This window comes from Streptomyces sp. NPDC056479 (genome assembly GCF_042795335.1).
In the GTDB taxonomy this organism is placed as follows: Bacteria; Actinomycetota; Actinomycetes; order Streptomycetales; family Streptomycetaceae; genus Streptomyces.
This window is the reverse complement of the sequence record NZ_JBHTRZ010000006.1, coordinates 218,126-245,098: the sequence shown is the minus strand read 5'-3', so window position 1 is coordinate 245,098 and position 26,973 is coordinate 218,126. Positions and strand designations below refer to the sequence as shown.

At 70.6% G+C, this 26,973-nt stretch carries 25 protein-coding genes; 11 read left to right on the top strand and 14 right to left on the bottom strand.

The window, feature by feature from the left end:
* The first annotated feature begins 15 nt into the window (after positions 1-15).
* Positions 16-801 carry a dioxygenase gene (locus ACFQ6S_RS24530; RefSeq protein WP_383413567.1) on the top strand — a complete coding sequence of 262 codons (786 nt, stop codon included), beginning with the start codon at positions 16-18 and terminating at the stop codon, positions 799-801.
* 62 nt (positions 802-863) lie between these two features.
* Here ACFQ6S_RS24530 and ACFQ6S_RS24525 read toward each other — a convergent pair whose 3' ends face one another.
* The gene (locus ACFQ6S_RS24525; protein WP_383413564.1) at positions 864-1,394 is read right to left on the bottom strand and encodes a GNAT family N-acetyltransferase; all 531 of its coding nucleotides are present in this window, start codon (positions 1,392-1,394) and stop codon (positions 864-866) included.
* A gap of 168 nt (positions 1,395-1,562) precedes the next feature.
* On the opposite strand from ACFQ6S_RS24525, the gene ACFQ6S_RS24520 reads away from it, so the two are divergent.
* Both ACFQ6S_RS24520 and ACFQ6S_RS24515 read left to right on the top strand, forming a co-directional pair.
* Positions 1,563-2,561 (top strand): RNA polymerase sigma factor RpoD/SigA, encoded by a 999-nt coding sequence (locus tag ACFQ6S_RS24520; protein ID WP_383413560.1) that lies wholly within the window; start codon positions 1,563-1,565, stop codon positions 2,559-2,561.
* Between the two features lie 394 nt (positions 2,562-2,955).
* On the top strand, positions 2,956-3,549 hold the full coding sequence (locus ACFQ6S_RS24515; protein WP_383414530.1) for a TetR/AcrR family transcriptional regulator: 594 nt from the start codon (positions 2,956-2,958) through the stop codon (positions 3,547-3,549).
* 349 nt (positions 3,550-3,898) lie between these two features.
* On the opposite strand, the gene ACFQ6S_RS24510 is transcribed toward ACFQ6S_RS24515, so the two are convergent.
* Positions 3,899-4,864 carry a helix-turn-helix transcriptional regulator gene (locus tag ACFQ6S_RS24510; protein WP_383413557.1) on the bottom strand — a complete coding sequence of 322 codons (966 nt, stop codon included), beginning with the start codon at positions 4,862-4,864 and terminating at the stop codon, positions 3,899-3,901.
* 242 nt (positions 4,865-5,106) lie between these two features.
* On the opposite strand from ACFQ6S_RS24510, the gene ACFQ6S_RS24505 reads away from it, so the two are divergent.
* From ACFQ6S_RS24505 to ACFQ6S_RS24485, 5 genes are all read left to right on the top strand, one after another.
* Positions 5,107-6,573, top strand: coding sequence for an MFS transporter (locus tag ACFQ6S_RS24505; protein ID WP_383414527.1), 1,467 nt, complete (start codon positions 5,107-5,109; stop codon positions 6,571-6,573).
* A 187-nt stretch (positions 6,574-6,760) separates the two neighbouring features.
* Positions 6,761-7,522 carry a DeoR/GlpR family DNA-binding transcription regulator gene (locus ACFQ6S_RS24500; protein ID WP_383413554.1) on the top strand — a complete coding sequence of 254 codons (762 nt, stop codon included), beginning with the start codon at positions 6,761-6,763 and terminating at the stop codon, positions 7,520-7,522.
* Positions 7,519-8,466, top strand: a complete 948-nt coding sequence (gene pfkB / locus ACFQ6S_RS24495; RefSeq protein ID WP_383413551.1) for a 1-phosphofructokinase — start codon at positions 7,519-7,521, stop codon at positions 8,464-8,466. The genes ACFQ6S_RS24500 and pfkB overlap by 4 nt, the downstream gene beginning before the upstream one ends.
* A gap of 250 nt (positions 8,467-8,716) precedes the next feature.
* Positions 8,717-10,792: a fructose-specific PTS transporter subunit EIIC gene (locus tag ACFQ6S_RS24490; RefSeq protein WP_383413548.1), complete on the top strand. Its 2,076-nt coding sequence runs from the start codon at positions 8,717-8,719 to the stop codon at positions 10,790-10,792.
* A gap of 119 nt (positions 10,793-10,911) precedes the next feature.
* Positions 10,912-11,166 carry a hypothetical protein gene (locus ACFQ6S_RS24485; RefSeq protein WP_383413546.1) on the top strand — a complete coding sequence of 85 codons (255 nt, stop codon included), beginning with the start codon at positions 10,912-10,914 and terminating at the stop codon, positions 11,164-11,166.
* 36 nt (positions 11,167-11,202) lie between these two features.
* Here the strand turns inward: ACFQ6S_RS24485 and ACFQ6S_RS24480 are convergent, their stop codons facing one another.
* From ACFQ6S_RS24480 to ACFQ6S_RS24465, 4 genes are all read right to left on the bottom strand, one after another.
* A complete protein-coding gene (locus ACFQ6S_RS24480; protein WP_383413544.1) occupies positions 11,203-11,949 on the bottom strand; it encodes a DUF6227 family protein in 747 nt (248 codons plus the stop codon).
* Positions 11,950-12,138: 189 nt separating this feature from the next.
* On the bottom strand, positions 12,139-13,356 hold the full coding sequence (locus tag ACFQ6S_RS24475) for an Ig-like domain-containing protein (protein ID WP_383413541.1): 1,218 nt from the start codon (positions 13,354-13,356) through the stop codon (positions 12,139-12,141).
* A 191-nt stretch (positions 13,357-13,547) separates the two neighbouring features.
* Positions 13,548-14,588, bottom strand: a complete 1,041-nt coding sequence (locus tag ACFQ6S_RS24470) for a P1 family peptidase (RefSeq protein ID WP_383413539.1) — start codon at positions 14,586-14,588, stop codon at positions 13,548-13,550.
* A 53-nt stretch (positions 14,589-14,641) separates the two neighbouring features.
* Positions 14,642-15,880 (bottom strand): low temperature requirement protein A, encoded by a 1,239-nt coding sequence (locus ACFQ6S_RS24465; RefSeq protein ID WP_383413536.1) that lies wholly within the window; start codon positions 15,878-15,880, stop codon positions 14,642-14,644.
* 100 nt (positions 15,881-15,980) lie between these two features.
* On the opposite strand from ACFQ6S_RS24465, the gene ACFQ6S_RS24460 reads away from it, so the two are divergent.
* Complete coding sequence (locus ACFQ6S_RS24460) at positions 15,981-16,172, top strand: hypothetical protein (protein ID WP_383413534.1); 192 nt, start codon at positions 15,981-15,983, stop codon at positions 16,170-16,172.
* A gap of 40 nt (positions 16,173-16,212) precedes the next feature.
* Here ACFQ6S_RS24460 and ACFQ6S_RS24455 read toward each other — a convergent pair whose 3' ends face one another.
* Positions 16,213-16,890 carry a nitroreductase gene (locus ACFQ6S_RS24455; RefSeq protein WP_383413531.1) on the bottom strand — a complete coding sequence of 226 codons (678 nt, stop codon included), beginning with the start codon at positions 16,888-16,890 and terminating at the stop codon, positions 16,213-16,215.
* Between the two features lie 149 nt (positions 16,891-17,039).
* On the opposite strand from ACFQ6S_RS24455, the gene ACFQ6S_RS24450 reads away from it, so the two are divergent.
* Positions 17,040-17,690, top strand: coding sequence for an FMN-dependent NADH-azoreductase (locus tag ACFQ6S_RS24450; RefSeq protein ID WP_383413528.1), 651 nt, complete (start codon positions 17,040-17,042; stop codon positions 17,688-17,690).
* 70 nt (positions 17,691-17,760) lie between these two features.
* Here ACFQ6S_RS24450 and ACFQ6S_RS24445 read toward each other — a convergent pair whose 3' ends face one another.
* The 7 genes from ACFQ6S_RS24445 to ACFQ6S_RS24415 all read right to left on the bottom strand — a co-directional run bounded on the left by ACFQ6S_RS24445 (position 17,761) and on the right by ACFQ6S_RS24415 (position 23,981).
* A complete protein-coding gene (locus tag ACFQ6S_RS24445; RefSeq protein ID WP_383413525.1) occupies positions 17,761-18,246 on the bottom strand; it encodes a MarR family winged helix-turn-helix transcriptional regulator in 486 nt (161 codons plus the stop codon).
* A 93-nt stretch (positions 18,247-18,339) separates the two neighbouring features.
* Positions 18,340-18,798 carry a large conductance mechanosensitive channel protein MscL gene (mscL, locus tag ACFQ6S_RS24440; RefSeq protein ID WP_383413522.1) on the bottom strand — a complete coding sequence of 153 codons (459 nt, stop codon included), beginning with the start codon at positions 18,796-18,798 and terminating at the stop codon, positions 18,340-18,342.
* A gap of 93 nt (positions 18,799-18,891) precedes the next feature.
* On the bottom strand, positions 18,892-19,455 hold the full coding sequence (locus ACFQ6S_RS24435; RefSeq protein WP_383413519.1) for a hypothetical protein: 564 nt from the start codon (positions 19,453-19,455) through the stop codon (positions 18,892-18,894).
* Between the two features lie 130 nt (positions 19,456-19,585).
* Complete coding sequence (locus ACFQ6S_RS24430; protein WP_383413516.1) at positions 19,586-20,428, bottom strand: S-methyl-5'-thioadenosine phosphorylase; 843 nt, start codon at positions 20,426-20,428, stop codon at positions 19,586-19,588.
* Positions 20,429-20,508: 80 nt separating this feature from the next.
* The gene (locus ACFQ6S_RS24425) at positions 20,509-20,823 is read right to left on the bottom strand and encodes an FmdB family zinc ribbon protein (RefSeq protein WP_383413513.1); all 315 of its coding nucleotides are present in this window, start codon (positions 20,821-20,823) and stop codon (positions 20,509-20,511) included.
* Positions 20,824-20,890: 67 nt separating this feature from the next.
* Entirely contained in the window at positions 20,891-22,183 is a 1,293-nt protein-coding gene (locus tag ACFQ6S_RS24420) for an MFS transporter (protein WP_383413510.1), read from the bottom strand.
* A 271-nt stretch (positions 22,184-22,454) separates the two neighbouring features.
* Positions 22,455-23,981, bottom strand: coding sequence for a potassium/proton antiporter (locus ACFQ6S_RS24415; protein ID WP_383413507.1), 1,527 nt, complete (start codon positions 23,979-23,981; stop codon positions 22,455-22,457).
* Positions 23,982-24,208: 227 nt separating this feature from the next.
* On the opposite strand from ACFQ6S_RS24415, the gene ACFQ6S_RS24410 reads away from it, so the two are divergent.
* Positions 24,209-26,965: a penicillin acylase family protein gene (locus tag ACFQ6S_RS24410; RefSeq protein ID WP_383413504.1), complete on the top strand. Its 2,757-nt coding sequence runs from the start codon at positions 24,209-24,211 to the stop codon at positions 26,963-26,965.
* The last annotated feature ends 8 nt before the right edge of the window (positions 26,966-26,973 follow it).

Below are 26,973 nucleotides of genomic sequence, written 5' to 3'. Positions count from 1 at the left end.
GAGGGAGTGGCCGCCATGTCCGCCGCCACGCAGGAGCGCATGCCTGCGCTCTATCTCAGTCACGGCGCCCCGCCGCTCGCGGACGACCCGATCTGGCCCGGCGAGCTGGCGGCCTGGTCGGCCGACCTGCCGCGCCCCAAGGCGATCCTCATGGTCTCCGCCCACTGGGAGGAGGCCCCCCTGGCCATCGGCGCCACCGAGCGCGTTCCTCTCGTCTACGACTTCTGGGGATTCCCGGAGCACTACTACCAGGTCACCTACGCGGCCCCCGGCGCCCCCGGCCTCGCCGAGTCCGTACGGAAGCTGCTGCGCGCCCCGGGCATGCCCGTGCAGGACATCCCGGACCGCGGCCTCGACCACGGCGCCTATGTCCCGCTCGTCGAGATGTACCCCGCGGCCGACATCCCCGTCCTGCAGATCTCCATGCCGACCCTGGACCCCGTGCGGCTCATGGAGATCGGCCGCAAGCTGGCGCCGCTGCGCGACGAGGGCGTGCTGATCGTCGGCTCCGGCTTCTTCACCCACAACCTGGCCGCCCTGCGGCAGGGCGGCATCCCCGCCTGGTCCGCGGAGTTCGACGACTGGGGCCGCCGCGCCCTGGAGGGCGGCGACTGGGACGCCCTGCTGGACTTCTTCCACAAGGCCCCGGCCGGCCGCTACGCCCACCCGCGCACCGAGCATTTCGCCCCGCTGTTCGTGACGATGGGCGCCGCGGACGCGGCCGGCGAGCGGGCGGACCAGAAGTCCGTGATCGACGGATTCTGGATGGGTCTGGCGAAGCGGTCGGTGCAGTTCGGCTGAGGGCCCCGGCCCTTGCCGGCCTACAACTCCTGGCCTACGACTCCTGGCCTGCAACTCCTGGCTTACAACTCCTTCTCGTACCAGGCCACGTCCCAGTACCGGCCGAACTTGCGGCCCACCTCGCGATAGGTGCCGAGGTGCCGGAAGCCGAAGCGCTCGTGCAGGCGGGTGGACGCCTCGTTCGGCTGGGCGATGCCGGCGTAGGCGCGATGCAGGTCCTCCTCGGCCAGGTCCTCGAACAGGGCCTTGTAGAGGAGCGTGCCGATTCCGCGCCGGCCGGCGTCCGGGGCGAGGTAGACGGTGACCTCCACGGAGGTCCCGTAGGCGGGCTTGGCCCGAAAGGGACCGGATGTGGCGTAGCCCAGAATCCGTTGTGCGTTCCCTTCGGACCCGGCCTCCACGGCAACCTTCAGCCGGTGCGGGCCGTCTTCAGGGTGGGAGAGCAGCCAAGGGCGGCGCTCTTCCGGCGTGAAGACCGCGGTGTCGAATGTGATGGCCGTCTCACGTACGTAGTGGTTGTAGATATCGGTGAGGGCTTCGAGGTCTCCCTCGACTCCCGACCTGACCTGCACCTCTGTACGTTCCGACGACATCGGGCCTCCTCGTTGGCCCGGCAGGATACTGCAAGATCAGAAAAATAGGGGGGTGGGTTGGGAATTCTGTCCTGATTCCAGTCGTTGTTTCCTTCGGATGCAGGGCACTCGACAAGAGTCCCAAGCGTTCAAAAAGCACCCGCCCGCCCACTTCGCAAGGGAGCACGCATGGCAACCCGTGCCGTCGCCCGTCGTCAGTCCGCCACCGGCGAGGCCAGCGACGCGGCACGCAGTGTTCGCGCCCATGGCGGCGAGATCGCGGACCGCGACCTGGTCGGCATGTACCTGGACGAGATCGCGCGTACGCCGCTACTCGACGCCGCCAAAGAGGTCGAGCTTTCGCAGATCATCGAGGCGGGTGTGTTCGCCAGGCAGGTCCTCGACGGATACGAGGAGGCCAAGGCGGACGCCACCCGTGAAGAACTGGAGGCGCTGGTCGCCGACGGCGAGCGGGCCAAGGACATCTTCATCCGCTCCAACCTCCGTCTGGTCGTGGCGGTGGCCCGTCGCTATCCGCGCAGCGGTCTTCCGCTCCTCGACCTGATCCAGGAGGGCAACGCCGGTCTGGTGCGCGCGGTCGAGAAGTTCGACTACCGCAAGGGCTTCAAGTTCTCGACGTACGCGACCTGGTGGATCCGTCAGGCGATCACCCGCTCGATAGCCGACCAGTCCCGCACCATCCGCCTCCCCGTCCACCTGGTGGAGGAGCTGGGTCGAATCCGGCGCGTGCAGCGCGAGTTCAACCGTGAGCACGGCCGCGACCCGGAGCCCACCGAGATCGCCGCCGAGCTCGGCTCGAATCCGGACCGAGTGACGGACGTCCTGGACTGGGCCCGCGACCCGGTCTCGCTGAACATGTCGGTGGACGACCAGGGCGAGACCCAGTTCGGCGACCTCCTGGAGGACACGTCGGCGGTCTCTCCCGAGCAGTCCGTCCTCACCCTCCTGCGCAGCGAGGAGTTGGACGACCTGATCGGCCGCCTCGACCAGCGCACGGCGTCCATCATCAAGATGCGGTACGGCATCGAGGACGGCCGCGAGCGCACTCTGACCGAGGTCGGCAAGGAGCACGGTCTGACCCGCGAGCGCATCCGCCAGATCGAGAAGCACGCGCTGCTGGAGCTGAAGAAGATGGCCCGCAGCACCGGCTTCGACGCGGCCGCGTAGTCCTCCGCCCGCAAGGGCGGGGGCGTACGCCGGGTGGCCAAAGACCGCGCAAACATGGCGTTGTAACGCCGCTTCAATCCACAGGGACCGGGAACAAGACCTCCGGGCAAGGAAGTTCGGACCCGCGACCCACCGCACACACCAACGGACCAAGTCCCGACGCACTCCCCCCGGCGCCGGGACTTCCCCGAGTCGGGCTTCGGCGCCTATCCCCCCTGGGTGCCGGGGCCCGGCTCTTTTTTGCAAAGGGCCGACCGGACGGGTGGGCCACCCCGTACCTGAACCACGGGGTCGCCCACCCGGATGGCAGATTGTGCCACATGGGCATAGCCTGCCGAACGTGAGCAGCCCGCCCTCCCCCTCACTGACGGAACGCCGCAAGGCGGCGACCCGCATGGAGATCGCCCGCGCGGCGGCGGCCCTCTTCGTACGACAGGGCCTACGGGCCACCCGGGCCGAGGACATCGCCCAGGCGGCAGGCATCGCCCCGCGCACCTTCTACCGCTACTTCGCCACCAAGGAGGAGGCGGTGGCCCCCCTCTACGCGGCCGGCGCCGCCCGGTGGACCCAGGCGGTCCGCAACGCCCCCGCCGACCTCTCCCTCCCCGAGGCCCTGGAACACGCGGCCCACCACACCCTCACCCCCGGCACAGGCGTCTCGGCGGCGTCCTGGGACTGGGTCCGCACCCTGGTGCGCCTGGCCATATCGAGCCCGGCCCTGCGCCGGGTATGGGCCGAGGTCTGCCACGAGTCGGAGGAGGAACTGGCGGAGGTCCTGGCCCACAGAAGCCAGGACAACGTTGCCGAGGCCCCCTCGTCGACCCTCAACTTCGCCGCCGCGGTGGCAGCGGCCTCCATCCGAGTAGCAGTGGAAACCTGGGCCACCGGAACCGCCCCAGCAGAGGGCCCCAAGGGCCCGGCAGCCCTGGCACTGCGCAACTTGAAGGCCCTGAGGACCTTCCCATGGGATGAGTTCACCCCGTCCTGACCCGCCGCCAGGGGGCTCCGCCACCTGGACCCCGTCGGCCCTGAAGGGGCCTCGTCCTCAAACGCCGGACGGGCTGAATGATGCACCCCGGCGCTGAGAAGGGCCGTAGCAGCTCATAGGCGGCGGGCTGCCCCACCGGTCCGGCACCCGCGTACGGCGGCAAGGGGCCGTGCCGGGGGGTGTCCGCCCGCAGCGGCGGGCGTCAACAAACGCCCGCCTCCCTGCCCAACGGCAACCGCCCGACCGAGGACGGACACCCCCCGGCACGGCCCCGACCCACCCACCCCACCGCAGGCGCTACCCGCACCCCCACTCACCGAAGCGGGCCGCCGCATGGCATCCCGCCCCCTCACCCCACCACGGCCCGACTCAACCGCCCACCCAACTCCCGCACACACTCCACCAGTTCCACAGGCTCCCGCACAGTGAACTCAAACCCCAGCAACACCAACCGCACCGCCAACCACTCCACCGCGTCCCCCACAGTGGCCCGCAACCGACAGCACTCCGCACCCACCGGCTCCGGCACCCCCAACCACCGAGGAACCCGAGCAGCGACAACCTCCGCAGGCGCCATGAACGTCACCTCGAAGGAGTACGACGCCTGATGCCGCTGCATGGAACGCCGTAGGTACTCCGCTGCGCTCCCCGTAGGCAACTCCCGCGGAGCGAACCGCGCCCCGGTCGCGAACGGTTCGCTCACCCGGTCCACCCGGAACGTCCGCCAGTCGGCGCGATCGAGGTCGTACGCGACGAGGTACCAGCGACGCCCCGTAGAGACGAGCCGGTACGGCTCCGCCAGCCGCCGCGACTCGGTGCCGTCCGCGGCACGATAGGCGAACCGCAACCGCTCCCGCCCCGCCACACTCGACGCCATCACGGTCAGCGTCTCGGGCGCGATACTCGCCCCGTCCCCACTGGTCAACGGCGTGGTCGCGGCCTGCAGCGTGGCCACCCGATGCCGCAACCGCGACGGCAGCACCTGCTCCAGCTTCGCCAGCGCCCGCACGGACGCCTCCTCCACCCCCTCCACCGCATGCCCGGCCCCGGCCCGCAGCCCGACCGCGATGGCCACGGCCTCCTCGTCGTCCAGGACGAGCGGCGGCATCGCCTTGCCCGCGACGAGCCGATAGCCACCCTCCGCCCCCATGGTCGCCTGCACCGGATACCCCAGCTCCCGCAGCCGGTCGATGTCCCGCCGCACCGTGCGCCGGGACACCCCGAGCCGGTCGGCGAGCTCACCGCCGGGCCATTCGCGGGGCGTCTGGAGAAGGGAGAGGAGCGTCAGAAGCCGTGCCGGAGTGTCCGTCGTCATGAATCCGAGGATGCCGCAGAACTAGGACATGACCTGACCTACTCAAGGAATACCTTCAAGCCATGACCTCATCCGGGACAGAATCAACCCTCGTGACCCACCCCAGCGCACCGCAGGCCGCGAACACCGCCCCCACCGCCACCGCCACCACCGCCACCACCGCCACCTCAGACACCGCCCCCACCGCAGACGCCGAGCCCGCACCCGGCGACCGCCGCCGATGGTTCGCCCTGGCGATCGTGATGACCGCGGCCTTCATGGACCTCGTCGACGTCACGATCGTCAACATCGCCATCCCGTCGATCCAGCGGGAGGCCGGCGCGTCCTTCAGCCAGATCCAGTGGATCACCGCCGGCTACGCCCTCGCCTTCGCCGCCGGCCTGATCACCGGCGGCCGTCTCGGCGACATACATGGCCGAAAGCGGCTGTTCCTGATCGGCATCGGCGGCTTCACCCTGGCCTCGGCCCTGTGCGGCTTCGCCGCGAACCCGGAGATGCTGGTCGCCTCCCGCATCCTGCAGGGCGCGATGGCGGCGCTGATGGTCCCGCAGGTCCTGTCGATCGTGCACGCGACGTTCCCGGCCCGCGAACGCGGGAAGGTCTTCGGCCTGTTCGGCGCGGTCGTCGGACTCGGCGCGGTCACCGGCCCGCTCCTCGGCGCACTGCTGACGGAGTGGAACCTCTTCGGCCTCGAATGGCGCCCGATCTTCCTGATCAACCTGCCCGTCGGCATCGCGGGCCTGATCCTCGGCAGCCGCTTCATCACGGAGTCCAAGGCCCCGAAGGCACTGAAGCTGGACCTGGTCGGCGTCGCGCTCGTCACCCTCGGCCTGCTGATGCTGCTGTACCCGCTCACCCGTGGCCGTGAGCTGGGCTGGCCGCTGTGGGGTTACGTGTCGATGGCGGGCGCGCTCGTCGTCCTCGGGGTGCTGGTGGCGTACGAGCGCCGCAAGGCCGCCCGCGACGGCTCCCCGCTCGTCGAACTGTCGCTGTTCAAGGTGAAGAGCTTCGCGGCCGGCATCGCGGTGCAGACCGTCTTCGGTGTGGCGCTCGGCATCTTCTTCCTGGTGTGGACGCTGTACATGCAGTTCGGCCTGGGCTGGAGCCCGCTGAAGGCGGGCCTGACCGGGATCCCGTTCTCGATCGCGGTCTCGGCGGCGGCCGGCATGTCCGTGCAGGCGCTGGTCCCGCGCTTCGGCCGCAAGGTGCTCCAGGCGGGCGCGCTGGTGATGGCGATCGGCGTCCTGCTCTACATCTGGGAGGCCGGCCGCTACGGCCTTTCCATCGCCCCCTGGCAGATGGCCCTGCCGCTGGTCGTGATGGGCGTCGGCATGGGCCTGATCGTGGCCCCGCTGACGGACGCGATCCTGTCGGAGGTGCCGCGCGAGCACGCGGGTTCGGCGTCGGGCCTGATCAACACCGTCCAGCAGATGGGCAACGCCCTCGGCCTCGGCCTGGTCTCGGTGGTCTTCTTCGGTGTCGTCGACGACAGGCTGACGGAGTCCGCGCAGGCGCCTGAGGCCTCGCAGGCGGCCGCGGCCTTCGCGGACGGCTTCCAGAACGCGCTGGGCTGGGTGGCCGCGGTGATGGGTGCGATCTTCCTGCTGATGTTCGCGCTGCCGAAGCGGCCGGCGCAGCACGTCGAGGGAGCGAGCGAGGAGTCCGGGTCCGAGCCGGGACCGGAGAAGGAGCCCGCGCTGGTGGGCTGACAACGGGGGAAAGACGGTGGCCCGGCACTTCGTTGCCGGGCTTTTCGTCGTTCCGGCAAGCCCACTCATGCCCAGGTGAGACCACAGTCATGCCCGATTGGGCCCGAACCTGTTTACTTCCCGGAAATCCGGGCGTAGTCTCCGCATTGAAACCACAAGTTCGGGCACAGTTCGGAGGCGAACGGACATGTACGCACCGGAGCGGCAGCAGGAGATTCTCCGGCTGGCCCGTGACGGCGGCCGGGTGGACGTCCTGTCGCTGGCCGAGGAGTTCCAGGTCACGGCCGAGACGATCCGCCGGGACCTGAAGGCCCTCGATCGAGCCGGGCTGGTGCGCCGGGTGCACGGTGGCGCGATCCCGGTCGGGCGCCTGGACTTCGAGCCGGACCTCGCCGAGCGGGAGGGCACGGCGGCCGACGAGAAGGACCGCATCGCGAAGGCGGCCCTCGCCGAGCTGCCCACCGAGGGCACGATGATCCTCGACGCCGGTACGACGGTGGCCCGCCTGGCCGCCGCGCTGCCGCTGGAGGCGTCCCTGACCGTCGTCACCCACAGCCTGCCCATCGCGGCCCGCCTCGCGGACCACCCCGGCATCCAGCTCCACCTCGTCGGAGGGCGCGTACGGCACCGTACGCGCGCGGCCGTCGACGCCTGGGCGCTGCGTGCCTACGGCGAGATCCGTGCCGACGTCCTGTTCGTCGCGGCCAACGGTTACTCCGTCGAGCACGGTCTGACCACCCCCGACCTCGCCGAGGCCGCGGTCAAGCGCGCGGCGGTGGCCGCGGCCCGCCGTGTGGTGCTGCTCGCCGACTCCGCCAAGCACGGTCAGGAGCACTTCGCCCGCTTCGGCGACCTGAGCGACGTGGACCTGCTGATCACCGACAGCGGGCTGAGCCAAGAAGACGCATCCGCCATCGAGAGCGGCGGCACGGAAGTAGTGCGCGCATGATCCTCACCGTCACCCCGAACCCGTCCCTGGACCGCACCTACGAGGTCCCCTCCCTCGACCGTGGCGAGGTCATCCGCGCCACCGGCGAGCGCATGGACCCGGGCGGCAAGGGCGTGAACGTCTCGCGCGCGGTCGCGGCCGCCGGACGGCGCACGGTCGCGGTGCTGCCCCTGGGCGGCGCGCCCGGCGCGCTCGTCGCCGACCTGCTCGACGCGCAGGGCATCGAGGTCGCGCCGGTCCCGGTCACCGGCGCCACCCGCTCCAACATCGCGCTCGCGGAGTCGGACGGCGTGCTCACGAAGATCAACGCACCCGGGCCCGAGCTCTCCGCGGCCGAGCAGGAACTGCTTCTGGAGACCGTGCGCGAGCAGTCGCGCGACGCGGACTGGATCGCCTGCTGCGGCAGCCTGCCGCGCGGGCTCGCCCCGTCCTGGTACGCCGATGTCGTCGCGCGGGCGCACGACGGGGGCGCGCGGATCGCGCTGGACACCTCCGGGCCCGCCCTCCTCGAAGCCCTGCGGGCCCGGCCCGACGTGGTGAAGCCGAACGCCGAGGAGCTCGCGGCAGCGGTCGGGCGCCCTCTGACCACCGTGGGCGACGCGTTGAAGGCCGCCGAGGAGCTGCGCACCATGGGCGCGCACGCCGTGCTGGCGAGCCTGGGTGCCGACGGGCAGCTGCTCGTGGACGACGCGGGCGCCTGGTTCGGCAGCGCGCGCGTGGACACCGTACGCAGCAATGTCGGCGCCGGTGACTCCTCCCTCGCCGGCTTTCTGATCGCCGGCGGCACCGGTCCGGAGGCGCTCGCCTCGGCGGTCGCCCATGGCGCGGCGGCCGTGCGGCTGCCCGGCAGCGTGATGCCGTCCCCGGCCGACCTGGACCTGATGGCGGTGACGGTCACGGCCGAGGTGCCGATGGACCGCGTACTGAAGGAGCCCGTGTCATGACGAATGTCGCGGTTGTCACAGTTGTTGCCGATCGACTCCCCGAGCGGCGAAGCTCGCTGTTACTCACGGCCGCCGACGGACGGCAGCGCCTCCTGAACCGCGCTGCCGCCCGAAGGGGGCGGGCCTTCCCCGACCCCGCCTCCGACGCCTCCGCGTCCCCCCACCACAGCCCCGCCACCCCCCACGGCACCCCCGTCCCCTTCTCCGCCCACCAGACTCACCGGGCGATACGCGTGCGAAGGAGCCCGCGATGAGCCACATGATCACGGCGGACCTGGTCGATCTCGACCTGTCCGCCGACACCAAGGAAGCGGCGGCGCGCGCCCTCGCCGAGCGCATGGTGGCCCTGGGCCGGGTGACCGACCTGGAGGGCTTCCTCGCCGACGTGGCCGCCCGTGAGGCACAGATGCCCACCGGCCTCGACGGCGGCATCGGCATCCCGCACTGCCGCAGCGAGCACGTCACCGAGCCGACGCTCGCCTTCGGGCGCAGCGCCGTCGGCATCGACTTCGGCGCCACCGACGGCCCCGCCGACCTGATCTTCCTGATCGCCGCTCCGGCGGGCGCGGACGACGCCCATCTGACGATCCTGTCGTCTCTCGCCCGGCAGCTGATGAACACCGAGTTCACGGACGCGCTGCGGTCGGTGGGAGACACGGCCTCGGCCGCGGCGCTGATCCGGGGCGAGGAGCCCCAAGCGGCCGGTGCCACCGACGCCCATGTCGATTCCGGTTCCGAAGACTCCGTGGCGTCGCCGGTGGCGGCCTCCGCCGGCGCCGCCACGGGCACCACCTCCGCGGGTACGCCCGCCGAGCCGACCGTCGAGCGCCCCTTCCGCATCGTCGCCGTCACCTCCTGCCCGACCGGCATCGCCCACACGTACATGGCGGCCGAGTCGCTGGAGAACGCCGGCCGTGAGGCGGGCGTCGAACTCGTCGTCGAGACACAGGGCTCGGCCGGTTTCACCCGGCTCGACCCGGCCGTCATCGCGGCGGCGGACGGCGTGATCTTCGCCCACGACGTGGCCGTACGCGAGAAGGACCGGTTCGCCGGCAAGCCCACCGTCGACGTCGGCGTGAAGGCGGGCATCAACCGCCCCGCCGAACTCATCGCCGACGTCCGCGCCAAGGCCGAGCGCGGCGAGGCCACCGCGGCCGCCCGGCCCGGCGGCGGCACCCCGGTCGAGCGCGCGGGCGAGCCCGGCGAGGGCTACGGCAGCAAGCTGCGCAAGTGGCTGATGTCCGGCGTGAGTTACATGGTCCCGTTCGTCGCGGCCGGCGGTCTGCTGATCGCCCTCGGCTTCGCGATCGGCGGCTACCAGATCAACGAGGCCAAGTCGGTCACCGAGCACTTCGACTGGGGCCAGGTCGACAGCTGGGGCGCGCTGCTGTTCCAGATCGGCGCGGCGGCCTTCGGCTTCCTCGTCCCGGTCCTCGCCGGATACATCGCCTACGGCATGGCGGACCGGCCGGGTCTCGTGCCCGGCTTCGTCGGCGGCGCGATCTCGGTCACGATCGGCGCCGGGTTCCTCGGCGGTCTGGTCGCCGGTCTGATCGCCGGTGGTGTGGTCCTCGGCATCCAGCGCATCGACATCCCGCCGGTGCTGCGCGGCATCATGCCGGTGGTGGTGATCCCGCTGGTCTCCTCGGCGGTCGTCGGCTTCCTGATGTTCGTGGTGATCGGCAAGCCGATCTCCGAGGCGCAGAAGGGCCTCACCGACTGGCTGAACAGCCTCTCCGGCACCAACGCCATCCTGCTCGGCGTGCTGCTCGGCCTGATGATGTGCTTCGACCTCGGCGGCCCGGTCAACAAGGTGGCCTACACCTTCGCGACCGCCGGTATCTCGGTCGCGGCACCCAGCGACTCCGCGATGAAGATCATGGCCGCCGTGATGGCCGCCGGCATGGTCCCGCCGCTGGGCATGGCCCTGGCCACCACCATCCGCAAGAAGCTGTTCACCAACGCCGAGCGCGAGAACGGCAAGGCGGCCTGGGTCCTCGGCGCCTCCTTCATCTCCGAGGGCGCCATCCCGTTCGCCGCGGCCGACCCGCTGCGCGTCATCCCCGCCTCCATGGCGGGCGGCGCGGTCACCGGCGCGCTGGCCATGGCCTTCGGCTCGACCCTGCGCGCCCCGCACGGCGGCATCTGGGTCACCTTCCTGATCGGCAAGCCGTTCCTCTACCTGCTGGCCATCGCCGCCGGTACGGCGGTCACGGCGGGCCTGGTCATCCTGCTGAAGGGCATGCGCAAGGCGCCGGAGGGCGTCTTGGCCGCCGAGTCCCCGGCGGCCACGCCCGCGGAGGCGAAGCAGCCGGTGGCGGCGTAGGCCCTCCACGGGCAAGCCTGCCGCTTGTCCCTTTGGGGCGCTGTGAGTTGTTCACGGCACCTGCGAGATACGTCACGGTCCGGGCCCAAAGGCCCGGACCGTGTTGTCTACTGGAGCGTATGCCTGAGAACGTCTCGATCCTCCAGCTGCTGGGCCCGGTCGTCCTCGCCCTGGCCGCCGTGCTGTGGGTGATGGGACTGGCTCGCCTACTGCGCCGCAGCCGCCCCGGGGCGACCCCGTGGCACACGGACCAGACGCTCCCCGGGCTCCCGTACCAGCGACAGACCGCCCCGCCGCAAGAGGCCGTCGAACTCACCCCGGCGGAACGAGACGCCTTCGCGGGCCTGGTACGACAGCTCAACGACGGCCGCTGAACGGCCGCTCGCCCTACGGCATCCGCGGCCGCCCGCCTACGGCACCTGCGCCGCCCGCCGCTCCATCGCGTCCCGCGCCGCGTCCTCGCTGACGTACACCTCGCACATGTGCCGCCCGTCCGGCGTCGCCGTGTGCTCGACCTCCCAGAGGGAGACCTCCTCACCGTCGCGCAGCAGGAACGCGTGCTCGTAGAGCGAGAAGCACAGCCCGGCGCGGCCCGCACGGCCCGGTCGCCCGAATGCCTGCGTGATCTGGTGCGCGCACGCCGTGGTCAGCCGCGTGGCCGTCTCCGTGCCCGGCCGGTCGGCGTTCTCCGCCCGGCGCAGCAGCCGGCGCGCGTGGTCCGCCGAGTCGTCCGGCACATACGCGTGGCGGGGCGCGGGGATCGGCGACAGCTGCACCGTCACCGGCAGTTCGAAGTCCGGTGCGTCCGGCGGCAGCGGCAGCCGCGCGGTCGCGGCGCGCAGCTCCTCCTCGTCCGCGTACACCTCGTGCTGCGGGTCGCGGCCCCGCGCGGTGTTGTGGACGAGCTCCCACAGTGTCAGCGCCGAGCCGTCGGCCAGCAGCCAGGTGTGCCGGTACGTCTCGCGATGCAGTCCCGCGCTGTGGTGCGCGGAGTGCAGCGAGCTGTCATGAGCCAGCGCACAGTCGAGCCGCCGAATCGCCTCGTCGGGCAACTCGAAGGAGTTCAGGGCGCGGCCGAGGAGTCGCGCGAGATGCTCCTCCGGAGACTCCGGCGACTCGGGTGGTTCGTACGCTGCCGTCTCGTACGGAACGCTCAAGGTTTCTCCCGGCGTTGCTGCATGTCACCTTGTGGGTGCATACCGTAGCCCCTCGGTCGGACATCATGTCCGGGAACCGAGAAAACGTACGTCCGGTAAAACGCCGGGGCCGCGCGAGAAGTTCCCGCGCGGCCCCGGCGGCCGTCAAGAATCCCTGCTCGGACGGCACTTCAGTGGATCAGGAGTGGATCACGCGGCGCTGCCCGCGGCCCACTCGCTCCATGCCATGTTCCAGCCGTTGAGCCCGTTGTCCGGCGTCACGTTCTTGTCCGGGGAGTTCTTGACGATCACGACATCGCCGATGAGCGAGTTGTCGTAGAACCACTTGGAGGGCGTGTCCCCCTGTCCGCCCTTCACGTCCTGCAGACCGACGCACCCATGGCTGGTGCCCTGGCTGCCGAAGGGCGGATTGCCCTTGTTGTACCAGTAGTTGCCGTGGATGAAGGTCCCCGACGTCGTCAGACGCATCGCGTTCGGCACGTCCTTGATGTCGTACGCGTCGGCGAGGTTGACCGTGCGGCTGTCCATGTGCAGCTTCTTGTACTTCTCGGAGATCACCATCTGCCCGTTGTAGGTGGAGAACTCCGAGCTGCCCGCGGAGATCGGCACCGACTTGAGCGTGGTGCCGTCCCGCACGACCGTCATCGTCTGCGTGTTGACGTCGACCGTCGAGACCTGCGAGCGCCCGATGGTGAAGGTGACCGTCTTCTTCTGCACGCCGAAGACGCCGTTCGCGCCCTCCACGCCGTCCAGGTCGATCTTCATGGTGACCTTGGAGCCGGCCTTCCAGTACTCCTCGGGCCGGAAGTCGAGCCGCTGTGTCCCGAACCAGTGCCCGGCCACCTTCTGGCCGCTGCTGGAGGTGACCGTGATGTGCGACTGCACGGCCTTCGTGTCGCTGATCGCCTTGTCGAAGTTGAACGACACCGGCATGCCGACGCCGACCGTGGTGCCGTCGTCGGGCGTGTACGTCCCGATGAAGCTGTTGCCCGAGCTGACCGTGGTGAAGGTCGAGTCGGCGGCCGTGCTGCGCCCGTCCCCGTCCTTCGCGGTGGCCGAAATGCGGTACTTCGTCCCCCGCTCCAGCTGCTCCTCGGGCTTCCAGGTGCCGCCGTCGGTCGACAGTGAACCCGGCACGGCCTTCCCGCTGTCCGCCACCGTCATCTGCACCTCGGTCAGCTTGCCGTCGCTGACCTTCACACCGGTCGAGTTGATGGACGCCCCGGTCGAGCCGTTCTTCGCCGAGATCACGATCTCCGCGGCGGACTTCCCGGGCGAGTCCCCGCCGCCCTTGCCGTCGTTGTCGGCGTTGGCGCTCCCGACGCAGGCGGTGAGCGTCAGGGCGCCGATCATCAGGGCGGCACAGGCCCCCAGTGCGCGCCGCGCTGCTATGTCCGGCGTTGTCACGATCTGCTCCATCTTCATGCGATTTGCGGGATCCGTTCCGTTGCACGGAGGAAGAGGCCCCCGTCACCGAAGCGGGTTCCCCGCGTTCGCGGTGAATGCCATCACGTGACAGAACCGCGACAATCCCTCGCACGCAGTGGCGGGGGAAGGGGCGAGGAGGTGCGGGGAAGGGGCGAGGTGAGGCCGTCCGGTCAGCTCTCGCCGTCGTCGTTCCCGTACAACTCCCCGTACGACGGCCACACTCCACCCGGCCCGTCCACCGACTCCGCCGCCCGCACGGCCCGTACGATCGCCCGCGTCACCGCGTCCGCGCCCGCCGCGAGAATCTCGTTCAGCGCGAGCGGATTCGCGGCGTCGAGCGGGCGCTCCCCGGTGGCCAGCGCGAACACGGTGTCCCCGTCGTTGAGCAGATGCACCGGCCGCACGGCACGCGCGATGCCGTCGTGCGCGGTGCCGGCCAGCTTCTGCGCCTGCGCCTTCGACAGGTCCGCGTCGGTGGCGACCACGGCGAGCGTGGTGTTCAGCGGGGGCGGTGCGTTCCGCGCCGCGCTCTCGGCGAGCCGCCGGCCCGCGGCCTGGTGCACCTTCTCCTGCGGGTAGTCCACCCGCCCCCGCAACAACTCCCCGTACAGCACCCCAGTTTCCGGATCCACGGCCGACCCCGCCGCATTGGCCACCACCAGCGCGGCCACCGTGATCCCCGAGTCGAGGACCGTGCTCGCGGTGCCGATGCCGCCCTTGACCGGTCCGACGGTGGCTCCGGTGCCGGCGCCCACGCAGCCCTCCCGCACCGGCGTGCCGGCTTCGCTCGCCGCGGCCGCCTCGACCGCCGCCCGTCCGGTCGCCGCGTCCGGCCTTGACCGGAAGTCGCCGCCCCGCCCGAGATCGAAGACACAGGCGGCCGGCACCACCGGCACGACATGCGCCGGATCCACCCCCACACGCACCCCGCGCCGCTGCTCCTCGAGCCAGGCCATCACCCCGGACGCCGCGTCGAGCCCGTACGCGCTGCCGCCGGTCAGCACGATCGCCTCGACCTTCTGCACGAGGTTGCGCGGATCGAGGGCGTCCGTCTCCTTCGTACCGGGGCCGCCGCCGCGCACGTCCACGGCCGCGACGGCCCCGCCCTCGGGTGCGAGAACGACCGTGGTCCCGGTGAGCCAACCCTCGCCGGTGCGCGTGGCGTGTCCCACCCGCAGCCCGGCGACATCTGTCAGAGCGTCAAGTGTCATGGGGTCAGTCTCGTCCAGCCGCGCCCGCCGGGGCGGGCACCGGGCCGCGCCGATCAGGTCACCGGCGCCCGCGCGGCCGTCCCGCGCCCCCGGGCTCGCATACGTGCCGTCAGCGTCTCCCCGGTCACCACCGCGGAAGCGGTGACCAGGCCGGCCGCGAGCACCGCCCACTCACCCAGGAACGTGCAGCAGATCACCAGCAGGGCGGTGGTCGGCAGCACCATCTGCTGAGCGATGCCCACCTTGAAGTAACGCGAGTGCAGTGCCCAGACCGTGAGCAGATACAGCGCCGTCGGCAGGGTCACCGCGGCCGACGCCGCCAGCGTCGAGATGTGCGCCTTGCCCACGGCATGCTCGACCGCCACCTCCAGACCGGCGCCGATCGCGGCCGCCGAGGCGAAGACCACGTAGTGGCCGTAACCCCACAGGAACGCCTGCTTGTTGGAGCGCAGATGGCCGTGGATCGGCACCACGAAGTAGATCCACCAGGCGGCGAAGATGATCAGCAGTCCGCCCGCGGCGATCGGCAGCACCTCGCCCAGCGCGTCGTTCTCGTCGATGCCGGTCTTCACCGCCACCGTGGCCGCCGCGATGGTCTCGCCGAGCACGATGATCGTGAACAGCCCGTACCGCTCGGCGATGTGGTGCGGGTGCCAGGACGTGGGATGGTCCTTCTCGGCGTACGGCGGCACGCACATCTCCAGGGTCGCCATCACCAGGAACAGCCAGGGCCTGGCGTCCTCGGGCAGGACCAGCAGGCCCAGCCAGCCGATCTGGCACAGCAGCACACCACCGGCGTACCGCAGGGCCATTCTTCGTTCCGGCCCGCCGCTCGATCTGGCCACGCGCAGCCACTGCGCCACCAGGGCCAGCCGCATGATCACATAGCCCAGCACCACCGCCAGGTACTCGTGGTCCTCGAACGCCCGGGAGATTCCGGCGGCCAGGACCAGCACACCGGCGATCTGGATGAGGGTGACGATCCGGTAGAGGATGTCGTCGTTGTCGTAGGCGGAGGCGAACCAGGTGAAGTTCATCCAGGCCCACCAGATGGCGAAGAAGACCATCGCGTAGTCGATGATCCCCTGGCCCGCGTGGTCCTCGGCGACCGCGTGCACCAGCTGGATGCCCGCCTGGGCGATGGCCACGACGAAACACAGGTCGAAGAAGAGTTCCAGCGGAGTGGCGACCCGGTGTGCCTCACCCCGTCCACGGGCGGTGAGCCTGCGCAATGGGCGACGGCCTCCGCGTGGGCGAGGGGAGTCCGGCGCGGGAGTGGAACTGGACGTCATGGGGTCAAGCACAGCAGATGGAGCGGGGAATTTCTCCCGCAAGGAATCACCCGCGGGAGAACGGCCCGGGGCGTCTCAGCGGGGGCCGTACCCTGGACGCATGCGCACCACCCCCGCCCCCGACGCCCCCGAGCCGCGTGAGCCCAAGGCCGCGCTGATCTTCGACGACCCGCTGGACCAGCAGTCCTCGGACGACACGGACCGCGGGTGGGGCGAGCGGCCGGGCGGCTCCGGCGACAGCGCGGCCGACCTGAAGCGCTTCCTCGACGAGAAGCCGCCCCACCACCTCTGAGGCCGCGGCTCACGCGCTCAGGCCACGGGGAGTCCTGCTCTCATCCGCGGACGCAGCCGTCGATGAAGGTGACCGTCTCGTCGAGCGGTGCCCGGCCTGTGCGAGCCTCGGTCGCGGACATGTCCTCGTACCCGATGGACATACCGCAGAAGAGAACGAGGTCCTTCGGCGGTGACAGGACCTCGGCGACGGTGCGGTGATACTTCGCCCACGCCATTTGCGCGCAACTGTGCAGCCCTTCATCGCGAAGCAGCAGCATGACGGTCTGCAGATACATGCCGATGTCGGACCACTGTGCCGGGCCCATGCCGCGGTCGATGTAGCAGAACAGGGCGGCGGGCGCACCGAAGCAGTCCCAGTTCGCCGAAGCGGCCCGCTGGCGCGCCTCCAGATCGCCGCGCGCGATGCCGAGCCCGCCGTAGCGCTGCTCGCCGAAGGCGAACCGGCGTTCGCGGTACGGGGACTGCAGATCGGCCGGGTACTGCTCGTACTCCGGCTCGTCCCATGCGTCGCCCGTGGTCACACGCTCACCGGCCCGCTTCTTGAGATCCTCCAGCGGCTCGCCGGTCAGCACGTAGGCGTGCCACGGCTGCAAGTTCGATGCGGACGGGGCCCAGGCCGCGCCGGACAGCACGCGCGCCAACGTCTGTGCCGGGACCTGCCGGTCGGTGAATCCCCGTACCGCCCGCCGGCTCCTGACGGCCTCATAGACGTCCAAGGTCGCTTACCTCGCTTTCGCTCGTCGCTTCCCAACTCCGTTGCAGTCGCGATGGTATCAATCGATACTGTCTCGTGTTTAACTATGGTCTGGTACAAGCCATCAGTCCGTGGTTCGCCGCCCCGGGCGCCGCCCCTTGGAGAAAGCCCATGGCCACGCTGCTGCACATCGACTCGTCCGTGCTCCCCGGCGAGGCGTCCTCGTCCCGTTCGGTCGCGGCCGCATTCCGCAAGGCATGGGAGGAGCAGCACCCGGAGGGCACGGTGGTTCATCGCGACCTCGCCGCCGACCCCGTCCCGCACATCACGGCCGCCGCCTGGTCCGCCGGCTACACCGCCCCGGCCGAACGCACCGCGGAGCAGTCCGCCGCGTTCGCCGCGCGCATCGAGCTCATCGAGGAACTGGAGCGGGCCGACGCCGTCCTGATCGGTGCCCCCATGCACAACTTCTCGATCGCCTCGACCCTCAAGGCGTGGCTCGACAATGTGCTCCTGCTCGGACGCACCGCGGGCGAGAACCCCTCCGCCCAGGGCACCCCGGTGATCGTCGTCGCCAGCCGCGGTGGCTCCTACGCGCCGGGCACCCCGCGCGAGGGCTTCGAGTTCGTGCGGAACTATCTCCAGGCCGTGCTGAGGGACACCCTCCGCCTGGACCTCGACTTCATCGTCCCGGAACTCACCATGGCCCCCCGCAACCCGGCCATGTCCGAACTGGTCCCGCTCTACGAGGCATCGCGCAGGCAGGCCTTCGAGGACGCGGCCGTCAAGGCCAAGGAACTCGCCGAGCGCCTCGCCGCCTGAACCCGTGGTCGAGCGCTCCGTGTGACGTCGGTGGCCGCCGGCGGCACACGGGGCCCGGGTGCGGGCGTGTCTACGCCTCGCCGTCCCCGGGATCGGCGAACCGGGTCAAAAGGTCGGTGAGTTGCTCGGGTTCGCCGGGGCCGAGCCCCGCCGCCAGGCGCTCGACCACTGGCTCAGCCGCCACATGGGCGGCGCCGAAGAGCTCGACGCCCTGGGGTGTGATCTCCACGGCCCGCACGCGACGGTCCCCGGGGACGGCCTTGCGTACGGCCAGTCCCTTGCGCTCCAGGTCGTCCACGACGCGCATGATTCCCGCCTTGTCCGATCCCGTCGCCAACGCCAGGTCCCGCTGAACCGTGGGCCCGCGGTCGGCCAGCACGATCAGCACGGCGAAGTGCCGCAACTCGATGCCGAGCGGACGGAGCGCCTCCGTCATCACCGCGGCCGCGTGCCAGTGCGCCCGGCGCAGCAGCAGTCCGAGGGCGAACGGAGAGGCGTCCCCGCGGCGGCCGGTCGCCCGGGGGGCGGTGGTGCTGCGGGAAGCGTCGGCGGTCATGGGCCCACCCTACCGCCGACGATTCATCCGATACGGTTTCAATCGAAACCAAATGTGACCCAATCCCGGGCCGGAGCCGACGCGCCGGGGGCGCTATGGCTGGTCGCGCCCCGGGCCGCGCTGCGCGACCAGCTCGTCGCGGATCTCCTTGAGCACCTCCAGCTCGGTCACCTCGATGACCTCCTGTGCGCCCTCCTTCGCCTTGCGGCGCGCCTCCACCCGGGCCAGGTACTTCGCCATGGGCAGGACCATCAGGAAGTAGACGACGGCGGCGGTGATCACGAAGCTGAGAGCCGCGCCGAGGACCGAGCCCCACAGGATCTGAATGCCCTGCTCGCCCTCGCAGGATGAGCTCAGGCACGAGCTGTAGTGATCGAGGTTCTTGGTGCCGATCGCGCCGACCAGGGGGTTGATGATCCCCTTCACCACCGCGTTGACGATGTTCGTGAACGCGGCGCCGATGACCACCGCGACAGCCAGGTCGACGACGTTCCCGCGCATCAGGAAGGCCTTGAAGCCATCCCAGACGCCCGGTTCCTTCTTCTCGCTCACTTCGGAGCCACCCCTCGGAGACACAAGTTGTGGAACAGATCGCTCCGCAACCTACGGCAGGGCTCGGCCACCCTGTCCAGTCGGGCCCCCGGCTCAGCACAGCGTCACGGCCAGCCGTGCGCCGGCACTCGCCCCCGCGAGCCGTGTCGCCGTGGCGCGCGGCACGGACAGCACCACCAGCGCCCCGCTCTCGGCAGCGGTGTCCAGCGGCTCAGGCACCTTTGTCACCCGCGCCCCGCGCGCGACCACCTCGGCGTCCCCGCCCGTCGCGGTCTCCTCCGCGGCGATCACATCGACCCGGTCACCGGGCCGCAGCAGCCGTACGGCGGCCCCGTCCGCGATCCGCACCGGCGCCGACACCCGCTCGACGACCCGGTGTTGGCGCACGGGCTCCGCCGCCGGGTGTCCACGCGCCCGGTCGGCCTCCCGCGGACCCGCCGCCACGAGCGCCGCCGCGGTCACGGCGAGCCCGGCCGCCAAGGCCCGCCTCCGGTGCCGTACGAGCCGGCGTGGTCGATAACGCCCACCGCGGACCCGTACCGGATCGAAGTGCGGTACCTCGCAGGTGGCCGGGGCGTCCGTGCCCGGCGGAAGCGGGGCGGCGGGGGAGGAGAGGGAAAGGGAGGAGAAGGAGGGGAACGGCGGAGCAACGGACATGAGGAGGACCACCACCTGCGACGACGGAACGGCTTGCGAATCCACGATGAGGTATCGCGCCGCCGCCCGCCGGAGCCCGTGGACGACCGACCGGATGTGGATAACTTCCCCACCCGAACGAGGAGTTCCGCTACGGCAGCTCGAACCCCGGATCCATCCCGCCCAGCGCCGAGGTGCAAAGGCAGTCCCGTTCATCGTTCGCCGGCAGCCCCGCCACGGCGTCGAACAGAACCCCGCGCAACCGGTCCACATTCGCCGCGAACACCCGCAGCACCTCGTCATGGGAGACGCCCTCGCCGGTCTCGGCACCCGCGTCCAGGTCGGTGACCAGCGTCAACGACGTGTAGCAGAGCTCCAGTTCACGGGCGAGCGCCGCCTCGGGGTGACCGGTCATGCCCACGATCGACCAGCCCTGGGCCTGGTACCACAGCGATTCGGCGCGGGTCGAGAAGCGGGGTCCCTCGATCACGACCAGCGTGCCGCCGTCGACCGGCTCCCAGTCCCGCCCGCGCGCCGCCTTCAGCGCGGCCGCCCGCCCGGTGGGGCAGTAGGGGTCGGCCAGCGAGACGTGCACCACGTTCGGCACGGTGCCGTCGGGCAGCGGCAGCCCGTCGAAGTACGTCCCCGCGCGGGACTTCGTACGGTCGACCAGCTGGTCCGGCACCAGCAGCGTGCCCGGCCCGTACTCGGAGCGCAGGCCGCCCACCGCGCACGGGCCGAGGACCTGGCGTACGCCGAGCGAGCGCAGGGCCCACAGGTTGGCCCGGTAGTTGATCCGGTGCGGCGGCAGATGGTGGCCGCGGCCGTGCCGGGGCAGGAAGGCGACCCGCCGGCCGGCGATCTCGCCGAGGAAGACGGAGTCGCTGGGCGGCCCGTACGGGGTGTCCACCTGTATCTCGGTCACATCGTCGAGGAAGGAGTAGAAACCGGAGCCGCCGATCACGCCGAGTTCGACGTTCGCCTTGTTCGCCATGTCCGCACCCTAACCGCACCCGGAAATGCCGAGGACCCCGTCGTCGGACGACGGCAGGGTCCCGTAAGGAGTGGTGGCCCCTAGGCGGCGGAGCTGCTGGAGGAGGTGCCGGTGCTCGACGTCTTCGAGTCCGAGGAGGACGAGGAAGAGGACGACGAGTCGGACGAGGAGGAGGACGTCGACTTGGACGACGACGCCGGCGAGCTGCTCGACGAGGAGCCGCGGCTGTCGTTGCGGTAGAAGCCGGAGCCCTTGAAGACGATGCCGACCGCGGAGAACACCTTCTTGAGGCGGCCCTGGCAGTTGGGGCACTCGGTCAGGGCATCGTCGGTGAACTTCTGCACCGCCTCGAGGCCCTCGCCGCACTCGGTGCACTGGTACTGGTAGGTGGGCACTGTCTTCCTCCTGGCACTCTCACTCGATGAGTGCTAACGACGATCCATAGTGACGTATTCCAGCGGATCAGTCCACTGCCACCGGCACGCGGTGACCGACGCCACGTGCGACCGTACGGCTGCCGGTGCGTGCGACCAGCCGCGAGCGCAGGGCCACCAGGGTCGCGAGGGCGAGCAATGTGCCGCCCATCGGCACCAGGAACCCGGCACCGCCCCACAGGCGGTCCTCCAGCTGCCCGGCGACCGTCACGGCCGCGGCCTGGCCGAGCGCCACCGCACCCGTGAGCCAGGTGAACGCCTCGGTGCGGGACCCGGCCGGGACCAGGCCCTCGACCAGCGTGTACCCGGTGATCAGCGCGGGCGCGATGCACATGCCGACGAGCAGGCCGAGGCCGGCCAGGACGAGCACCGAGTGCGCGGCCCACAGTCCGGACGCGGTCAGCGCGAGGGCGGCGTATCCGAGGAGGAGGCGGCGCTGCGGGGCCACCTTCCACGCGATGGCACCGCAGGCGATGCCGGAGAGCATGTTGCCCGCGGCGAAGGTGCCGTACAGGACGCCGTTGAGGCCGGGCTCGCCGATCGACTCGCTGAAGGCGGCCAGCGAGACCTGCATGCCGCCGAAGACGGAACCGATGCCGAGGAAGGTCACGATCAGCACGCGCACGCCGGGGATGCGCAGCGCGGAAGCGTGCTCCACGCGCGCGGTCCCGTCTGCGGCGACCGAAGGCTGGGTGCTCTTCTGCGCGGCGAACAGCAGACCGCCGATCAGGGTGAGCGCGGCCTCGGTCACCAGGCCCGCGGCCGGGTCGACGGCGGTGCACAGGGCGGTGGCGAGCAGCGGGCCGACGACGAAGGTCAGCTCGTCGGTGACCGACTCGAAGGCCGCCGCGGTCGGCATCAGGGGCGAGTCCTGGAGCTTCACGCCCCAGCGGGCCCGCACCATGGGGCCGATCTGCGGCACCGAGGCGCCGGTCGGCACGGCCGCCACGAACAGCGCCCACAGGGGCGCCTCCGCCAGCGCGAGCGCGGTCAGCGTCAGACCGGACAGGACGTGCACGAGGACGCCCGGGATCAGGACCGCGCGCTGGCCGTAGCGGTCGGCCAGGCGGCCGCTGTAGGGCGCGAACAGTGCCATGGAGACGCCGGTGACGGCCGCGGCGGCGCCCGCCGCACCGTACGAACCGGTGGTGTGCTGCACCAGCAGCACGATGGAGATGGTCAGCATCGCGAACGGCTGGCGTGCGGCGAAGCCGGGGAGCAGGAACGTCCAGACGCCGCGGGTGCGCAGCAGCTGTCCGTATCCGGGGCGGGCGGAGGCCGACGAGTCCTTCGACGGCTCGCTGGTGACCGTGGACGCCACGGCCGTGCCTTTCTGCCACCTGGTAGCGCGGCCCCTTGGGGTGGGGGGCGGCGCCGAGAGCTGTCCTCTTGCGCTGAACTGCGGTAGATACCGGCGCCCACTTTGAGGAAGGACGTCCCGGCCGCCATACGGTCGCGCCAGCTCTGCGTCAGGCAGAGTTGGTTCGATCTGGGTTACGCCTGCATAGTACAGGGAGAGCGGCTGCTGATCCTGTGAAAATGAGCACCATGAAGTGCCCCGCCTGCGAATAGACCTGCAGCCGGACGTACGGTCAACTCGTCCCGTTCGTCCCCAGCCATCCGGCCAGCTTGCCCCCCGAGCCCACCGCGCGCAGCCGGCGCTCGGCGGCGTCCCGCACCGGATCCGTGGCGACCACGAGCAGCTCGTCCCCGCGCCGCAGCACCGTCGTGGGCAGCGGAACGAACGATTTTGCGTCACGGACGACGAGGGTCACGGCGGCCCCCGCGGGCAGCCGCAGCTCGTTGATCTCCACGCCGTGCATCTTGGAGCCCTCGGGGATCGCGAAGGACAGCAGGTGTCCGCGCAGCCGCTCCAGCGGCGCCGACTCGATGCCGAGGTCGGTGGGCTCGGGACCCTGGCGGAGGTCCAGCTTGCGGCCGAGCCACGGCAGCGTCGGTCCCTGGATCAGGGTGTAGACGACGACCAGCACGAAGACGATGTTGAAGATGGCCTGGCTGTCCTCGACCCCGCCCACCATCGGGATCGTCGCCAGGATGATGGGCACGGCGCCGCGCAGCCCGGCCCACGACATCAGCGCCTGCTCCCGCCAGGGGACCCGGAAGGGCGTCAGGCACAGCACGACGCTCAGCGGACGCGCCACCATGGTCAGCACCAGCCCGATCACCAGCGCGGGCAGGATGTCGTCGCCCAGCTCGTGCGGCGTGACCAGCAGGCCGAGCAGGACGAACATGCCGATCTGGGCGATCCAGCCGACGCCGTCGGCGAACCCGCGGGTGGCGGGCCAGTGCGGCAGCTTCGCGTTGCCCATCACCATCGAGGCCAGATAGACGGCGAGGAAGCCGCTGCCGTGCGCCATCGCGCCCGCCGCGTAGGCGGTGACGGCGATGGCCATGACGGCGATCGGGTAGAGACCGGAGGCGGGCAGCGCCACGTGCCTGAGGCCCCAGGAACCCAGCCAGCCCACCGCCAGGCCGATGGCCGCGCCGATGGCCAGTTCCTGGGTTATCTCGCCGGCCAGCACATACCAGTGCTCGATGGGGCCGGCCTGGGAGAAGGCGACCACCAGGATGACCACGGGGGCGTCGTTGAAGCCGGACTCCGCCTCCAGGGTGCCGGTCACGCGCGCGGGGAGCGGGATCTTGCGCAGTACGGAGAACACCGCCGCGGCGTCCGTGGAGGAGACGACCGCCCCGATGATGAGCGCCTGCCGCCAGTCCAGCCCGACCAGGTAGTGCGCGGCCACCGCCGTGACCCCGACGCTCACCGTGACCCCGATCAGGGCCAGCGCGGAGGCGGCCGGCAGGGCCGGCTTGATCTCCCGCCACTTCGTGCCCAGGCCACCTTCGGCCAGGATCACGACCAGCGCCGCATAGCCGATGACCTGCGTCAGCTCGGCGTCGTCGAAGCGGATGCCGCCGATCCCGTCCTGGCCCATGAGCACGCCGATGCCCAGGTATACGAGCAGGCTGGGGAGCCCGCTGCGCGAGGAGATCCGGACCGCTGCGACGGCGACGAGCAGGACGAGCGAGCAGACGAGCAGGAGCTGGTTGAGGTCGTGGACAGTCAGCGGCCGTTCCCTTCCCTGGCTCACCCGCACACGCGCGTGAGCTCACGTACATAGGACACGAAGTGGCGGTTCTCCGCACCCAACTACTTCGTTACCTTACCTAACTCTTGACGATTTCTTGACGATAAGGGGGCATGATCGAACGTCCGTCCGTGCTGGTTCCCTACTCCGCGTCAAGTGCGACCAAGCCCTGCGCCTATGGTTGCTCCAGCACTCCAGGACCGCCTGCCGCTCGCGTTAGGACAGCAAGGACAGCGATGCCCCCCAACACCACCGCCTCCACGGGTCAGCAGCCCGGCAAGTCCGGCAGGAAGAAGGGGCGCAGAGCCCGCCTGCTCGTCCTCGTGCTGGTGCTGGCCGTCGTGGCGGGCGTCGCCGGCGGGGCGTACTGGTCCATCAGCACCGTGCGTGCGTCGTTCCCGCAGACGAAGGGATCGCTCACGCTCGAAGGCCTGTCCGGGCCGGTCGACGTCAAGCGCGACGACTACGGCATCCCGCAGATATACGCCTCCTCCGACGAGGACCTGTTCATGGCGCAGGGCTACGTCCAGGCCCAGGACCGGTTCTGGGAGATGGACGTACGCCGCCACATGACCTCCGGCCGTCTGTCGGAGATGTTCGGCAAGAGCCAGGTCGACAACGACGAGTTCCTGCGCACCCTCGGCTGGGAGCGGACCGCGCAGAAGGAGTACGACAAGACCCTGTCGGCCTCCACCAAGAAGTACCTCCAGGCCTACGCCAAGGGCGTCAACGCCTACCTGGACGGCAAGGACGGCAAGGACATCTCCCTGGAGTACGCCGCCCTCGGCCTCACCAACGACTACAAGCCGCAGGAGTGGACCCCGGTCGACTCGGTCGCCTGGCTCAAGGCGATGGCCTGGGACCTGCGCGGCAACATGCAGGACGAGATCGACCGCGCCCTGATGACCAGCCGCCTCGGCCCCAAGCAGATCGCCGACCTGTACCCGCAGTACCCGTACAGCCGGAACAAGACGATCGTCCAGGCCGGTCAGTACGACGACGTCACCAAGACGTTCGAGTCGCCGGGCTCCTCGTCCACCGCGGGCTCGTCCACGGACGGCACCACGGGCACGGGTTCCTCCTCCGGCTCCGCGGGCCTGCAGAGCCAGCTGGCGGGCCTCCAGAACGTCCTGGACGACCTGCCCACGGCCGTCGGCGTGAACGGCAACGGCATCGGCTCCAACTCCTGGGTGGTCGCCGGGCAGTACACCATCACCGGCAAGCCGCTGCTGGCCAACGACCCGCACCTGTCGGCCGCGCTGCCGTCTGTCTGGTACCAGATGGGCCTGCACTGCCGCTCGGTCTCCAGCACCTGCCAGTACGACGTCAGCGGCTACACCTTCGCGGGCATGCCCGGCGTGGTCATCGGCCACAACCAGAACATCGCCTGGGGCATGACCAACTCCGGCGTCGACGTCACCGACCTCTACCTGGAGAAGCTCTCCGGCGACGGCTACCTGTACGACGGCAAGACGGTGCCCTTCACCACGCGCGAGGAGACCATCAAGGTCGCCGGCGGCGCCGCCAAGAAGATCGTCGTCCGCGAGACCGGGAACGGCCCCCTGCTGTCGGACCGCAGCGACGAGCTCGTGAAGGTCGGCCGCAAGGCCACCGTCGACACCGCCGCCCCCGACCGTGGCGACGGCTACGGCATCGCGCTGCGCTGGACCGCGCTGGACGCGGGCACCACGATGGACGCCGTCTTCGCCATGGACAAGGCGAAGGACTGGAACGACTTCCGCGCCGCGGCCACCCTGTTCGACGTGCCCTCGCAGAACCTGATCTACGCCGACGCCGAGGACAACATCGGCTACACGCTGCCCGGAAAGATCCCCACGCGCGCGCAGGGCTACGACGGCTCCGTCCCGGCGCCGGGCTGGGACCCCAGGTCGCGCTGGACGGGCTACATCGACGACGACGAGCTGCCGTACGAGTACAACCCGGCCCGCGGCTACATCGTCACCGCCAACCAGGCCGTGGTCGACAAGGCCAAGTACCCCTACACGCTCACCACGGACTGGGGCTACGGCGCCCGCAGCCAGCGCATCACCGATCTGATCCAGTCGAAGATCGACGACGGCGGCAAGATCTCCACCGACGACATGCGCCAGATGCAGCTCGACAACAGCAGCGAGATCGCCAAGCTGCTCGTGCCCAAGCTGCTGAAGATCGACATCGACGACAAGAACGTACGGGACGCGCAGGAGCTCCTGGAGGGCTGGGACTACACCCAGGACGCCGACTCGGCGGCGGCCGCCTACTTCAACTCGGTCTGGCGCAACATCCTCAAGCTCGCCTTCGGCAACAAGCTGCCCAAGGAGCTGCGGGTCAAGGGCCAGTGCCTGCTGGTCGACCCGGTGAACACCACCGGGCCCGCGGACGAGACCGAGAAGGTGCGCGAGTGCGGCGAGCGCGACGCCGACCAGGCGCAGCCGGACGGCGGCGACCGCTGGTTCGAGGTCGTCCGCAGCCTCATGGACGACGAGGACAGCGACTGGTGGAAGACGCCGAAGAACGGCACCCGCCCCGCGGCCACCGACCGCGACGGACTGTTCAAGCGCGCCATGATCGACGCCCGCTGGGAGCTGACCGCCAAGCTCGGCAAGGACATCGACACCTGGAGCTGGGGCCGGCTGCACCGCCTGTTCCTGAAGAACCAGACCCTCGGCACCGACGGCCCCGGGTTCCTCCAGTACGCCCTCAACCGCGGCCCCTGGAAGCTCAGCGGCGGCGAGGCGACGGTCAACGCCAGCGGCTGGAACGCGGCCGGCGGCTACAGCGTGGTCTGGGTGCCGTCGATGCGGATGGTGGTCAACCTCGGCGACCTCGACAAGTCGAAGTGGATCAACCTCACCGGCGCCTCCGGGCACGCCTACAACGCCCACTACACCGACCAGACGGACAAGTGGGCCGACGGCGAGCTGCTCGACTGGTCCTTCACCGAGAAGTCGGTCGACGACGGTACGAGCGACACACTCGTGCTGAAGCCGTGACGCAAGGT

Coding starts and splice junctions, on each gene's coding strand:
- ACFQ6S_RS24530 (WP_383413567.1), top strand. CDS start 16: ATGTCCGCCGCCACGCAGGAGCGCATGCCTGCGCTCTATCTCAGTCAC.
- ACFQ6S_RS24525 (WP_383413564.1), bottom strand. CDS start 1,394: ATGTCGTCGGAACGTACAGAGGTGCAGGTCAGGTCGGGAGTCGAGGGA.
- ACFQ6S_RS24520 (WP_383413560.1), top strand. CDS start 1,563: ATGGCAACCCGTGCCGTCGCCCGTCGTCAGTCCGCCACCGGCGAGGCC.
- ACFQ6S_RS24515 (WP_383414530.1), top strand. CDS start 2,956: ATGGAGATCGCCCGCGCGGCGGCGGCCCTCTTCGTACGACAGGGCCTA.
- ACFQ6S_RS24510 (WP_383413557.1), bottom strand. CDS start 4,864: ATGACGACGGACACTCCGGCACGGCTTCTGACGCTCCTCTCCCTTCTC.
- ACFQ6S_RS24505 (WP_383414527.1), top strand. CDS start 5,107: ATGACCGCGGCCTTCATGGACCTCGTCGACGTCACGATCGTCAACATC.
- ACFQ6S_RS24500 (WP_383413554.1), top strand. CDS start 6,761: ATGTACGCACCGGAGCGGCAGCAGGAGATTCTCCGGCTGGCCCGTGAC.
- pfkB (WP_383413551.1), top strand. CDS start 7,519: ATGATCCTCACCGTCACCCCGAACCCGTCCCTGGACCGCACCTACGAG.
- ACFQ6S_RS24490 (WP_383413548.1), top strand. CDS start 8,717: ATGAGCCACATGATCACGGCGGACCTGGTCGATCTCGACCTGTCCGCC.
- ACFQ6S_RS24485 (WP_383413546.1), top strand. CDS start 10,912: ATGCCTGAGAACGTCTCGATCCTCCAGCTGCTGGGCCCGGTCGTCCTC.
- ACFQ6S_RS24470 (WP_383413539.1), bottom strand. CDS start 14,588: ATGACACTTGACGCTCTGACAGATGTCGCCGGGCTGCGGGTGGGACAC.
- ACFQ6S_RS24465 (WP_383413536.1), bottom strand. CDS start 15,880: ATGACGTCCAGTTCCACTCCCGCGCCGGACTCCCCTCGCCCACGCGGA.
- ACFQ6S_RS24460 (WP_383413534.1), top strand. CDS start 15,981: ATGCGCACCACCCCCGCCCCCGACGCCCCCGAGCCGCGTGAGCCCAAG.
- ACFQ6S_RS24450 (WP_383413528.1), top strand. CDS start 17,040: ATGGCCACGCTGCTGCACATCGACTCGTCCGTGCTCCCCGGCGAGGCG.
- ACFQ6S_RS24445 (WP_383413525.1), bottom strand. CDS start 18,246: ATGACCGCCGACGCTTCCCGCAGCACCACCGCCCCCCGGGCGACCGGC.
- ACFQ6S_RS24435 (WP_383413519.1), bottom strand. CDS start 19,455: ATGTCCGTTGCTCCGCCGTTCCCCTCCTTCTCCTCCCTTTCCCTCTCC.
- ACFQ6S_RS24430 (WP_383413516.1), bottom strand. CDS start 20,428: ATGGCGAACAAGGCGAACGTCGAACTCGGCGTGATCGGCGGCTCCGGT.
- ACFQ6S_RS24410 (WP_383413504.1), top strand. CDS start 24,209: ATGCCCCCCAACACCACCGCCTCCACGGGTCAGCAGCCCGGCAAGTCC.